Raw genomic sequence first — 12,552 nt, forward strand, 5'->3', positions numbered from 1 at the left:
CTTTTGGCAGTGGAAAGCCTCGTTCTTTAAGGGTTGCGCAGCAGGCCATGCAAATGATACTGATACGGCGCGTTAAAAACCCTATAAACCAACGCAACACAATTCATACCCTTTCAGTATGTGCCATTCCTGCCAGTCATGAGGGGAAGGGCGCTTCATTGAGGAAGTCTTTTTTTATGAAAAATTTGAAAATCAGCCTCGCCTGGCAAATCTTGCTGGCGATGGTGCTGGGCATCTTGCTGGGCAGTTATCTGCATTATCACAGTGACGACCGCGAATGGCTGGTGGCGAACATGTTGTCCCCGGCGGGCGATATCTTTATCCACCTGATCAAAATGATTGTTGTCCCGATTGTGATCTCCACGCTGATTGTGGGTATTGCGGGCGTGGGCGATGCCAAGCAGTTAGGGCGTATCGGCGCGAAAACCATCATCTATTTCGAAGTGATCACTACGGTTGCTATCATTCTGGGTATTACGCTGGCGAACGTGTTCCAGCCGGGTGCCGGGATTGATATGTCGCAGCTGGCAACGGTGGATATTTCGAAATACCAAAGCACAACCGCAGACGTGCAAAGCCACGCGCATGGCCTGATGGGAACTATCCTGTCGCTGGTGCCAACCAATATCGTGGCGTCGATGGCGAAGGGCGAAATGCTGCCGATCATCTTCTTCTCGGTGCTGTTTGGTCTGGGTCTTTCCTCCCTGCCGGCGACGCACCGTGAACCCCTGGTGACGGTGTTCCGTTCTATCTCCGAAACCATGTTCAAAGTGACGCACATGGTGATGCGCTACGCGCCGGTCGGTGTGTTTGCGCTGATCGCCGTGACGGTGGCGAACTTCGGCTTTGCTTCCCTGTGGCCGCTGGCGAAGCTGGTGATCCTGGTTCACTTCGCGATTCTGTTCTTTGCGCTGGTGGTGCTGGGCCTGGTGGCGCGCATCTGCGGGCTGAGCATCTGGATCCTGATTCGTATCCTGAAAGACGAGCTGATTCTGGCCTACTCCACGGCCAGCTCCGAGAGCGTGCTGCCGCGTATTATCGAGAAGATGGAAGCCTACGGCGCACCGGCGTCGATCACCAGCTTCGTGGTGCCGACGGGGTATTCCTTTAACCTTGATGGTTCAACGCTGTACCAGAGTATCGCGGCGATTTTCATCGCGCAGCTGTACGGGATCGACCTGTCGCTGTGGCAGGAAATCGTGCTGGTGCTGACCCTGATGGTGACCTCGAAAGGGATCGCGGGCGTTCCGGGCGTCTCCTTTGTGGTGCTGCTGGCAACGCTCGGCAGCGTCGGTATTCCGCTGGAAGGGCTGGCGTTTATCGCCGGTGTGGACCGTATTCTCGACATGGCGCGTACCGCGCTGAACGTGGTGGGGAATGCGCTGGCGGTGCTGGTGATCGCCAAGTGGGAACATCAGTTCGACCGCAAAAAAGCGCTGGCGTACGAACGCGACGTGCTGGGTCGTTTTGATAAGACCGCGGATCAGTAAGGTCAAAAAAAGCCGGGTGGCGGCTTCGCCTTACCCGGCCTACAGATGAATTATTGTCTTTTGTAGGCCTGATAAGCGCTAGCGCCATCAGGCTTTTTACTCCCCGCTCAACGCATCAAACTCTTCACATCCGGTATCAAACCCTTCGGTACAGCTCAGGTTAAACCAGTACAGCGCCTTCTGTTTGTTCGGGGCAATAAACCCTTTTTCGCCCTGCTGGAAAACCATACCCGCCCAATATTCCGCATAACCGGTGCGCGACAGGGCAGAGCTGCGTTTGAGCCACATCTGCGCCTGGGCATCATCCTGAGCTATCTCCACGCCGTTGGCGTAAATCAGCCCCAGCAGCATCTGGGCATCGACGGCGGAATCACTGTCGATATCCTCCGTGGCGGTTTGCAGCAGCTTGATCGCCTGCGGATAATCGGTTTTCCCGGCCTGGGTATTCACCAGCAGACGCGCCAGCATGATCGCCCCGCGTTTGCTGCCCGCAATGGTCGCCTGCTGCGCCAGAGTTTTCGACTCGGCGTAGTCGGCATGTTTAAAGTGGATTTGCGAGAGCAGCGCCATCGCATCGATGTCCCCGCCTTTGGCCGCTTTCTCGGCCCACTGTTCCGCCTGAGTATCATCACCCGCGCTGAAGTAAGTGTCGGCCAGATAGTACTGGGCCCGCGCATCGCCCGCCTCGGCCTGTTGCTTATACTGGCTGCCGGGTTCGTCTGCGTGAGCTAACGCGGTAAAAAGAAAAAGCAGCGTAAAAAGGGTTTTCATGAGTTCTTATCATCCGGGTACATAGCGCGCAGTATATACCCGTCATACTTCGAGTTGCATGCGCGTTGGCTGCACCTGCTCACCCCAGTCACTTACTTAAGTAAGCTCCTGGGGATTCTCAGGCTTGCCGCCTTCCTGCAACTCGAATTATTTAGGGTAAAGTCGCGATTATAGAAGAATAAAAAGGGTGCGTTAAGACCTCAACGTCCAGACAAGCAGGGCGGGTTACCCCGCCCACAAAATTAACCAGCAATACAGGCTAATTTCGCCGCCACTTCCTGATGTTCACTCTTTATTGTCAGCTCGCAAAGCTTGCCGCGATTAATAAAGGTAAATATCACGATAGTTAGACAAACAATGAATACAATGCCTAACACAGTTTTTAATGGCGTCATGCCTATTACTCCTTGCGTATAAAAGAATAAGAGGCTACTCTCAACCTGGCTGAAGTTGATGTGGATTTAAAAGAGAGTAGCCTCAGGTGAATGAAAATTTTCCTGGGGCTTTCCACTTTCTGCTCCTCACTAATGCTCAACATCATGCTTAAAACAGAAAGTCTTAAGCACCCGCCGCCATCTTATCCTTCTGAATTAAAATGCAAAGATGTAATTCACTTCTTTTAAAGTTGCATAACTTTATGCGAGATCTATTCCAGAATAATATTGATGATATTAATGTGATTTATATAAATAAAAATGGGGTGAATATCTCACCCCATTTATTCATTGAATACGTAATGAATTAACCCATCGCGCTTTCGCGCAGCCTGGCTTTCAGCTTCGTATATTCATCAATCACGTACTGCTCGGCCTTTTGCTGGTCGACAATCGCCTCGACGCGCACGGCGCAATACTTATACTCCGGCGTTTTGGTTATCGGACTCAAGTTCTCCGTCACCAGCTCGTTACAGGCGCCAATCCACCACTGGTAGGTCATGTACACCGCCCCTTTGTTTGGGCGATCGCTGACCTGCGCGCGGGTGATGATGCGGCCTTTGCGGGAGTTCACCCACACCAGGGCTTCATCCTCAATGCCCAGTCGTTCGGCGTCGGCGGTGTTGAGCTGCGCGTAGCCCGGCTCATCGGCCAGTGCGGCCAGCGCCGCACAGTTCCCGGTCATCGAGCGACAGGAGTAGTGGCCCACTTCACGCACCGTTGAGAGCACCATCGGATACTCGTCGGTGAGTTTGTCGATAGGCGCGACCCAGTCGCAGGTGAAGAACTGTGCCAGCCCGTTCGGGGTGTCGAACTTCTCGGCGAAGAGATACGACGTGCCCTGATCGGCCTCTGACTCATCGCGGCACGGCCACTGGATATAGCCCAGCTCACCCATTTTTTCATAGGTTGCCCCGGTGAAATCCGGACACAGATTGCGCAACTCGTCCCAGATCTCCTGGGTGTTGTTGTAGTGCATCGGATAACCCATGCGGGTGGCGATTTCGCTGATGATTTGCCAGTCCGTTTTCAGATCCCACTTCGGCTCGACCGCTTTAAAGAAGCGCTGGAAGCCTCGGTCCGCCGCGGTGTAGACGCCTTCGTGCTCGCCCCATGACGTTGACGGTAAAATCACATCCGCCGCCGCCGCGGTTTTGGTCATGAAGATATCCTGCACAATCACCAGTTCGAGATCCTCAAAGCCTTTGCGCACCGCCGACAGCTCGGCGTCGGTTTGCAGCGGATCTTCGCCCATGATGTAGGCCGCACGCACTTCACCGTGCGCCGCGCGGTGCGGCAGCTCGCTGATGCGATACCCGGTGTGTTCCGGCAGACTTTCAACGCCCCAGGCCCTGGCGAATTTCGCACGGTTTTCCGGGAACTTGACGTACTGATAGCCCGGATAGGTATCCGGCAGTGCGCCCATATCGCAGGCACCCTGAACGTTGTTCTGCCCACGCACCGGGTTGACGCCAACGTGCGGTTTGCCGAGGTTGCCCGTCAGCATTGCAAGGCTGGTCAGGGAGCGCACGGTTTCCACGCCCTGGTAGAACTGGGTCACGCCCATGCCCCACAGGATGCAGGCGTTTTTCGCCGCCGCATACATCCGCGCCGCCTGACGAATTTCCTGCGCCGTGACGCCGGTAATCGCTTCCACCGACTCAGGCGTATAGCCCTCGACAATTTTGCGATACTCGTCGAACCCTTCCGTACGCGCGGCGACAAACGCCTGGTCGTACAGTTTTTCTTCAATGATGACGTGGCCAAGGGCATTCAACAGCGCGATATTCGAGCCGTTGCGCAGCGCGATGTGCATATCCGCAATGCGCGCAGTTTCGATTTTACGCGGATCGCAGACGATGATTTTCGCCCCGTTGCGCTTCGCGTTAATCACGTGATTCGCCACGATAGGGTGGGAATCCGCCGGGTTGTAGCCGAAAACAAACACCAGATCGGTGTTATCGATTTCGTTGATAGCGTTACTCATTGCGCCGTTACCGACCGACTGGTGCAGACCTGCAACCGATGGGCCGTGTCAGACGCGAGCGCAGCAGTCGACGTTATTGGTACCAATAACGGCGCGTGCGAATTTTTGCATCACATAGTTAGTTTCATTACCCGTTCCGCGCGATGAGCCGGTGGTCTGGATCGCGTCCGGGCCGTATTTGGCTTTGATATCGCTCAGGCGGCTGGCGACATAGTCCAGCGCCTCGTTCCAGGAGACGGATTCCAGCTTGCCGCCGCGTTGACGGCGAATCATGGGGGTTTTCAGACGGGGGGTGAGGATCTGGGTATCGTTAATAAAATCCCAGCCATAGTAGCCTTTCAGGCACAGCGTGCCCTGGTTGGTCTTACCCTGTGCAGCCTCCGCCCGGACGATTTTGCCGTTATCGACCACCAGGTTGATCTTGCAACCCGAGGCACAATAGGGGCAAACCGTGATGACTTTTTTCATCGGTCTCGCTCCAGTTAAACATTGCTTTCCCACGCCATTATGCAGCTTCTATGCCATGTTTTTATTGTGGGTATCCCCTGACTTTACGGCCGATGTTTGGTCAAAACCCTGACGAGACGCAGGCAATCGTCAAAATTGACGTGTCGAAAGGGCAGCGGATGTGACATGGGTTGAAATTCCGTCACGCCGAAAGGAATTTGGCTGGAGCCGATTGCAGAATAGGTCAGACTTAACATAATCCCCTGACGGAACCCTGCGATGAAACCGGCGATTCTGGTGGTTGATGACGATACGGCGGTCTGCGAACTGCTGCAGGATGTGCTCAACGAGCACGTCTTTACGGTGCACGTCTGCCACACTGGGCGGGATGCGCTGGCGCTGGCCCAGCGTGAGCCGGGCATTGCGCTGGTCTTACTCGATATGATGCTGCCGGATATCAACGGTTTACAGGTTTTACAGCAGCTGCAAAAACAGCGCCCCGAGCTGCCGGTGATTATGCTTACCGGGCTGGGGAGTGAATCGGATGTGGTGGTCGGTCTGGAGATGGGCGCGGATGATTACATCGGCAAACCCTTTAATCCGCGCGTCGTCGTTGCCCGCGTCAAAGCGGTCTTGCGTCGAACCGGCGTGCTGGCGGCGGAACCGACTGCGCCGCGCGCGTCGGGCTTAGGCTTTAACGGCTGGATGCTCGACACCACCCGCTGTGAGCTGAGCACCCCGCAGCAGGCCACCGTTCCGCTCACCCAGGGCGAGTACGGTTTACTGCTGGCGCTGGCCCAGAACGCCCGGCGGGTATTGAGCCGGGAACAGCTGCTGGAGCTGACCCACAGCGAAAGCGCCGAGGTGTTTGATCGTACAATCGACGTGCTGATCATGCGCCTGCGGCGAAAAATCGAAATTAACCCTCATCAGCCTTTGCTGATCAAAACCATTCGTGGCCTCGGGTATGTCTTTGCCGCAGACGTTTCTCATAACGATAAAGCGGCTTAAAGGTTCGCCTCCAGCTCGACCATCGTTTTCGCCCCGTCAATGGCGTTGGCCGCCAGCAGGCTGGCCCGCGCGCAGGCGTGCGCCAGGGCAATGCTCTCCGGCAGGGACCACGCCTCGTGGCAGCCGTATAAAAATCCGGCGCAAAACGCATCGCCCGCGCCGACACTGCCGATAATCTCATCCTGTTCCAGCTGACGGGACGGCACCCACTGGCCCTGCTCGCCCGGCATCTGGCCCCACGCGCCTTCCGGGCAGTGGATCACCACGCGCTGACGCACGCCCGCCGCCAGCAGCTGCGACGCGGCTTCGGCAATATGCAAAATGTTCGGCGCATCGCTGCTGTCGCGCATCTCCAGCCCGCTAAATTCTCCGGCCTCCAGCTCGTTAATCACCAGATAATCTACGAAGCGCAGGGCAGGGAGCACCAGCGGCTGATAGCGCGGGTCGCCTTTGCGCGACACCAAATCCAGCGAGGTCTCATACCCCAGATCGCGCATCTGGGAGAGCAGGCGTGCGCTGCGGGTGCCAAACTCGTCGTCCGGCAGATCCAGGCTGTCGAGCAGCAGAAGATACCCGAGATGGAAAATCTTCATCGACGGATCGAGGCGATCAAAGGCCGGGAGATCCAGCAGGCGGTTGGCCGCCGGAGAGTGGAAAAAGGTGCGCTGTCCGCTGGGGTCGGTCATCACCTGCGACATGGACGTCGGCGCAAAGGTGGTGCGCTGCACCCGCTGGCGGTTGACGTGGTACTGGTCGAGCATCGCCAGAATGTAGTCCCCGTCGCTGTCGTCGCCAATCAGCCCGACCGCCTGTAGCGGCAGGCCGACGTGCATTTTCGCAAGCGTGAGTAACACATTCAGCGGCGCGCCGCCGGTGGCCCGTTCGCTGTGAATGATCTCCGCCAGCCAGCCGCGCTCCGGCCACTGCACAATCTGATGCACATGATCGACAAGCATGTTTCCTGCGGCGATAACGCCCCGGCGTTCCATCAGGCTTTCCCCGCGCTGCCGAAAATACGCATCTGTTCAGACACCGTGTCGGTAATCGCCTCTTCGATGCCTAACAGCAGCTCGGCGAATTCGTCGTAGATCGGCTGACGATGAGTAATGCGCTGCTCGACGGAGGCCAGCGCCGCCTGCGACATCCCGGTGTAGAAATTGATTTTGTGAATGCCGAGCTCAATGGCGCGGCGGAAATCGGCGTCGCTGATCCCGGACCCGCCGTGCAGCACCAGCGGCAGGCCGGTTTGCTGGCGGATGGCGTCAAGGCGCGCAAAATCGAGCTTCGGCTCGCCTTTGTACTTCCCGTGGGCATTGCCGATGGCGACGGCCAGGGCGTCAATGCCAGTCTGATCGACGAACTCGCGCGCCAGAGCCGGGTCAGTGAAAAAGGCTTCGTCGGCATGACCGTACAGCGCACCGCCCTCGTCACCGCCGACCGCGCCCAGCTCCGCTTCCACCGACACGCCGACGGCGTGACACATCTTCACCACTTCCCGGGTCTGGCGAATATTCTCTTCGTAGCTGAGGGTGGAGCCATCAAACATTACGGAGCTGAAGCCTAAGCGCAGCGCCCGCACCACCGCCTCAAAATGCAGGCCGTGATCGAGATTGAGGACCACCGGAATATCGTGTCGTGCGGCCTCGAACCGGACCGCTTCGACTAATGAATCGAGAGACAAATATTTAAAATGCACTTCGGCGATGTTGATGATAAACGGCGAGCGCTCCTGCTTTGCCGCGGCGAACAGGGCGCGCAAAAAGTGGGAGTCGAGAACGTTAAACGCGCCCAGCGCGTAGCGATGTTCCCGGGCGTGTTCCAGCCCGGCGGCGAGAGAAATTAGCGGCATCATTCACTCCTTAAGTTCGAAACAGGCTGTACTCGTTGCAGAGCACCAGCACCGCCGGTTCGTCTTCTTCGATGTTGTTGTAGCGCGAGAGCGGCTGCAAAAAATGGTTGTCATGTTCGTCGTCATTCACCGACGACACTTCCCCCACCAGCACATCGCCAAACCCGCGCTCCCCCCAGAAACTGTGGTACAGGCCGGGCGTGAGACAGATGCTCTCGCCAGGCTGGAGGCGCAGCTGGCTGCCGGGCGCGTGGGTCTGCATGCAGCCGTCGACCACCACCGTGACGTCGGTGTTTTCCGTCTCTTCATGCCCGCCCGCGTTCCACAGCTCGATAATCAGGTTTCCGCCGCCGCGATTGATGATGTCTTCGCGTTTACGCCAGTGGAAATGCATCGGCGTGACCTGCCCGTCGCGGACGTGCATGATTTTTTCCGCGTAGGTTTTTTCGTAGGGCGTGCCGTTCGGCGAGCCGTTGCGCAGGGTGAACAGGGTGAGTCCCTGTGCGAGAAAGTTGTTGCCGCCGAAGGCGGTCACGTCCCAGCCGAGTTTAAGGTCGAAGACTTCGCGCCAGGCGCAGGCGTCGAGCTGTCGCCACTGGGTCGGCGGAAAGCTGGCGAACGGCGGCAGGTGGACGTCATGCATCGAAAAGAACTGCCGCGTATGGCCGAGGATTTCGTTGATGTCGGAGCGTTTCATGGGAACTCCTTTTTAGGTGCGCGCTGGGCCCCTCACCCCGGCCCTCTCCCCAGGGGAGAGGGAGAAAAAAGTCCCCTCTCCCTGTGGGAGAGGGTTAGGGTGAGGGGTCATCAAACCGCACAAATATTACTTAACCGTCCACCCCTTATACGTCCCGACACTCTTCTTATCGATCATCGTCACCGGGATCAGCACAGGCTCTTTCGGCGCAGGTTTGCCCTGCAGAATGTCATACCCGATCTCCACCGCTTTGGCCGCCATCACCTGCGGATCCTGCGCTGGCGTTGCCACAAACAGGGAGTTCTCGCGCTTCAGCGCCTCTTCGCCGTCCGGGCTGCCGTCCACGCCGACGATGAAGAACTCGCTGCGCTGGGCCTGTTTCGCTGCCAGATCGGCACCGATCGCCGTTGGATCGTTAATCGCGAACACGCCGTCGATCTTCGGATTGGCCGCCAGCAGGGCGGTCATGACTTCCAGCCCGCCTTCGCGACTGCCTTTGGCGTTCTGGTTATCCGACAGCACTTTGATATCCGGGTGGCGCTTGAACTCGGTCTGGCAGCCTTCGACACGGTTTTGCACCGCGGAGACCGGCGGTCCGTTGATGATCACTACGTTGCCTTTGCCTTTCAGGCGGTCGGTGATGTATTTACAGGCCATTTCGCCCGCCTGGGTGTTATCGGAGGTGATGGTCGCATCGGCCCCTTCGGCCGCCACGTCAACCGCCACCACGACAATGCCTGCCTCTTTCGCGCGCTTCACCGCCGGGCCAATCCCTTTCGAGTCGGCGGCGTTGAGAATTATCATATCGACCTTCGCGGCGATAAAATTATCAATCTGAGAAACCTGCTGGCCCAGATCGTAGCCGCTGGAGACCAGCGTCACCTTGACGTTATCCCCCGCCAGTTTGCGGGCTTCCAGCTCCGCCCCTTTGGTGATCTGCACGAAGAACGGGTTGGCGAGATCGCCCACCGTCACGCCGATGGATTTCAGATCTTTCGCCTGCGCAAACGGGGCTGCGGCAAGCAGTGCGCCAGCACAGAGCGCGGTAACCAGTGGCTTCAATCTCATGCTGTTTTCCTCATTATCGTAGGGTGTTGTTGTTATGCACTTTGATGGTGTCGGGTACGGTATTTGTCGATCAGCACCGCAATGATGATCACCGCCCCTTTGATCACCAGTTGCCAGAAGTAGGACACGCCCATTAACGTCATGCCGTTGTTCAGGGTGGCGATGATCAGCGCGCCCACCAGCGTGCCGGTGATCGTGCCGATCCCGCCGACGAAACTGGTCCCGCCGAGGATCACCGCCGCGATGGCGTCCAGCTCATAGCCGGTGCCTAAGTTGCCGTTAGCGCTGTACAGCCTGGATGCGCTCATCACCCCGCCGAGGCCCGACAGCAGGCCGCTCATGCCGTAGACAAACAGCAGCACCAGCCAGACTTTGATTCCGGTGAGACGCGCGGCCTGCATGTTGCCGCCCACCGCGTAGATATGAACGCCGAGGGTGGTGCGGCGCAGAATGAACCAACACACCACAATCACCGCCAGGGCGATCACCACCAGCCACGGGATCGGACCGAGATAGTTATTGCCGATCCATTCAAAATTGATATTCGAGTTGATGACCGTGGTGCCGTCGGCCAGCAGATAGGTCGCACCGCGCAGGGCCGTATAGGTGCCGAGGGTGACAATGAACGGCGGCAGTCCGGCGAAGGCCACCAGCGCGCCGTTGAACAATCCCAGCACCATGCCGAGCATCAGCGCCGCCGGGATCGACAGCATCGCCAGTTCGGGAATAAGGGAGACCACCATCGCCGCCACCGCCGTGGTGCCGAGAATCGACCCCACCGACAGGTCGATCCCGCCGGTTAAAATGATGAAGGTCATCCCGGCGGCCAGCACGATGTTGATCGACGCCTGCCGGGTGATGTTGAGCAGATTGCTTTCGGTGAAGAAGTTCGGCGCGATAAAGCCAAACACCGCCACGATCAGGATCAGAATCGGCAAAATCCCGACCGTTTGCATCAGATCGCTCATCAGCATTTTTTTGGCGGAGGCGGATTTCGCCACCTGCTGCGGATTGGTTGAATGTGTCATGAGTTCACCGCCTGATGAGTGTCGTTGACGCCGGTTGCCAGCGTCATAATATTTTCCTGAGTGATGCTTTCGCCGAGCAGCTCCCCGGCAATACTCCCCTCGCGCATCACGTAGACCCGGTCGCTCATGCCGACCACCTCCGGCAGTTCGCTGGAGATCATCAGGATCGCCACGCCCTTGCGCGCCATCTGGTTCATGATCCGGTAGATCTCGCTTTTCGCTCCGACATCGACGCCACGCGTCGGCTCATCGAGGATCAGAATGCGCGGGCCAATCGCCACCCAGCGGGAGATCAGCAGCTTTTGCTGATTGCCGCCCGATAAGCCACCCGCACGTACCTGGGAGTGCGGGACGCGGATGTTGAGCAGGGCGATGGCGTCATCGGAGATCGACTGGGCTTTTTTGCGGTCCAGCATGCCCCAGGTGGAATCGCGCTCCAGCGTCGCCATGGTGATGTTCTCCTGCGCCGCCAGCTCCAGAAACAGCCCCTGTTCTTTGCGGTTCTCGGTTAAAAACCCGATGCCGTGGTCGATGGCAGCGCGCGGGGAGTGGATCACCACCGGCTCGCCGTCGACTTCAATCATGCCGCCCGTCGCTTTGCGCACGCCGAAGATCAGCTGAGCGAGTTCCGAACGTCCGGCCCCGACCAGCCCGGCGAGACCGACGATCTCCCCGGAGCGCACCTGCAGGCTGCACGGCTGTACTTTTTTGCCGTCCGTCAGGTGATGGACGTTGAGCCGCGCGCTGCCGAGCGGAATATCGCGCTCTTTGTTAAACAGATCGCTTAGCGGGCGGCCAACCATCATCCTCACCAGCTCGGAGGCGTTGAGTTTGTCGCGGGTCAGGCTGCCGACGTACTGCCCGTCGCGCAGGACGCTGACGCGGTCGGAGAGCTCGTAAACCTCTGCCATGCGGTGGCTGATGTAGATAATCGCCATCCCCTCATCGCGCAGGCGCAGAATCAGTTCAAACAGGCGGTGAGTTTCGCGCGAGGAGAGGGCGGCGGTGGGTTCGTCCATCACCAGCACGCGGCTGTTACGATGCAGCGCGCGGGCGATTTCCACCTGCTGCTGCTCGGCGATGGTCAGTTTCATCACCAGATCCGTGGCTTTGAAATGGGCGCCGAGGCGGTCAATCACCGTCTGGGCCTGCGCGGCCATCTCTTTGCGCTGCACCAGCCCGCCGCGCGACAGTTCGCTGCCGAGGAAAATGTTTTCCGCCACCGTGAGGTTGGGCGCGAGCTGCATCTCCTGATAAATCAGGGTAATGCCTGCGGCCAGGGCGTCTTTTGGGCCTTTGATGTGATACGGCTGGCCGTCGATCAGGATCTCGCCGCTGGTGGCGGTGTACGCCCCCGCGAGGATCTTCATCAGGGTGCTTTTGCCTGCGCCGTTTTCGCCCATTAACGCGTGGATCTCGCCGGGCCAGACCGTCAGATCCACACCCTTGAGCGCGTGAAAGTTGCCAAAGGTTTTGGCAATGTTGCGCATCTCTAATACCGGGGTCCTGCTCATGGCGGATCTCCTGTGAAGGTCGATATCAGCAGTCCATCACAGGTTCGTAAATGCAAAATGTCAGAAGCCGTTCATATTTGTCATAGTTATGAATAGTTAACTGATGTCACATTTTCCCCCTCACCCCAGCCCTCTCCCTGTACGGTCCGGGGACATCATGAACACTTGTTCGGGGACATGGTAGACACTTACAACTAAGGCATACGAACCCGTTTATGGAGTCGCTTATGCCCTGGGATGAGAGAGATACCATGTC

11 protein-coding genes are annotated in these 12,552 nt (G+C 58.0%); 2 read left to right on the forward strand and 9 right to left on the reverse strand.

All coding sequences use genetic code 11. From position 1 onward, the window contains the following. Positions 1 to 176 precede the first annotated feature (176 nt). Positions 177 to 1,490, forward strand: coding sequence for a glutamate/aspartate:proton symporter GltP (gltP, locus tag QQF33_RS02470; RefSeq protein WP_282494743.1), 1,314 nt, complete (start codon positions 177 to 179; stop codon positions 1,488 to 1,490). A 96-nt stretch (positions 1,491 to 1,586) separates the two neighbouring features. Here gltP and QQF33_RS02475 read toward each other — a convergent pair whose 3' ends face one another. The 3 genes from QQF33_RS02475 to fdhF form a co-directional block, all read right to left on the reverse strand. Beyond that, positions 1,587 to 2,261, reverse strand: coding sequence for a tetratricopeptide repeat protein (locus tag QQF33_RS02475; RefSeq protein WP_285150146.1), 675 nt, complete (start codon positions 2,259 to 2,261; stop codon positions 1,587 to 1,589). A 242-nt stretch (positions 2,262 to 2,503) separates the two neighbouring features. Then, positions 2,504 to 2,656 carry a Hok/Gef family protein gene (locus QQF33_RS02480; RefSeq protein WP_285145605.1) on the reverse strand — a complete coding sequence of 51 codons (153 nt, stop codon included), beginning with the start codon at positions 2,654 to 2,656 and terminating at the stop codon, positions 2,504 to 2,506. 346 nt (positions 2,657 to 3,002) lie between these two features. After that, positions 3,003 to 5,150 carry a formate dehydrogenase subunit alpha gene (gene fdhF / locus QQF33_RS02485; protein ID WP_285145606.1) on the reverse strand — a complete coding sequence of 716 codons (2,148 nt, stop codon included), beginning with the start codon at positions 5,148 to 5,150 and terminating at the stop codon, positions 3,003 to 3,005. Between the two features lie 258 nt (positions 5,151 to 5,408). On the opposite strand from fdhF, the gene QQF33_RS02490 reads away from it, so the two are divergent. Further along, positions 5,409 to 6,140, forward strand: a complete 732-nt coding sequence (locus QQF33_RS02490) for a response regulator (protein WP_285157304.1) — start codon at positions 5,409 to 5,411, stop codon at positions 6,138 to 6,140. Here the strand turns inward: QQF33_RS02490 and QQF33_RS02495 are convergent. From QQF33_RS02495 to QQF33_RS02520, 6 genes are all read right to left on the reverse strand, one after another. Next, positions 6,137 to 7,129 carry a carbohydrate kinase family protein gene (locus QQF33_RS02495; protein ID WP_285157305.1) on the reverse strand — a complete coding sequence of 331 codons (993 nt, stop codon included), beginning with the start codon at positions 7,127 to 7,129 and terminating at the stop codon, positions 6,137 to 6,139. The genes QQF33_RS02490 and QQF33_RS02495 overlap by 4 nt on opposite strands. Then, positions 7,129 to 7,989, reverse strand: a complete 861-nt coding sequence (locus QQF33_RS02500) for a ketose 1,6-bisphosphate aldolase (protein WP_285145634.1) — start codon at positions 7,987 to 7,989, stop codon at positions 7,129 to 7,131. Before QQF33_RS02500 ends, QQF33_RS02495 begins: the two co-directional genes overlap by 1 nt. Positions 7,990 to 7,999: 10 nt before the next feature. Next, entirely contained in the window at positions 8,000 to 8,686 is a 687-nt protein-coding gene (locus QQF33_RS02505) for a D-lyxose/D-mannose isomerase (protein ID WP_285157306.1), read from the reverse strand. Between the two features lie 126 nt (positions 8,687 to 8,812). Beyond that, on the reverse strand, positions 8,813 to 9,754 hold the full coding sequence (locus QQF33_RS02510; RefSeq protein ID WP_100777973.1) for an ABC transporter substrate-binding protein: 942 nt from the start codon (positions 9,752 to 9,754) through the stop codon (positions 8,813 to 8,815). A gap of 32 nt (positions 9,755 to 9,786) precedes the next feature. Continuing rightward, positions 9,787 to 10,782 (reverse strand): ABC transporter permease subunit, encoded by a 996-nt coding sequence (locus tag QQF33_RS02515; protein ID WP_285157307.1) that lies wholly within the window; start codon positions 10,780 to 10,782, stop codon positions 9,787 to 9,789. Further along, positions 10,779 to 12,296, reverse strand: a complete 1,518-nt coding sequence (locus QQF33_RS02520) for a sugar ABC transporter ATP-binding protein (protein ID WP_285155470.1) — start codon at positions 12,294 to 12,296, stop codon at positions 10,779 to 10,781. The genes QQF33_RS02515 and QQF33_RS02520 overlap by 4 nt, the downstream gene beginning before the upstream one ends. Positions 12,297 to 12,552 lie beyond the last annotated feature (256 nt).

Source organism: Lelliottia wanjuensis, from assembly GCF_030238365.1.
In the GTDB taxonomy this organism is placed as follows: Bacteria; Pseudomonadota; Gammaproteobacteria; order Enterobacterales; family Enterobacteriaceae; genus Enterobacter; species Enterobacter wanjuensis.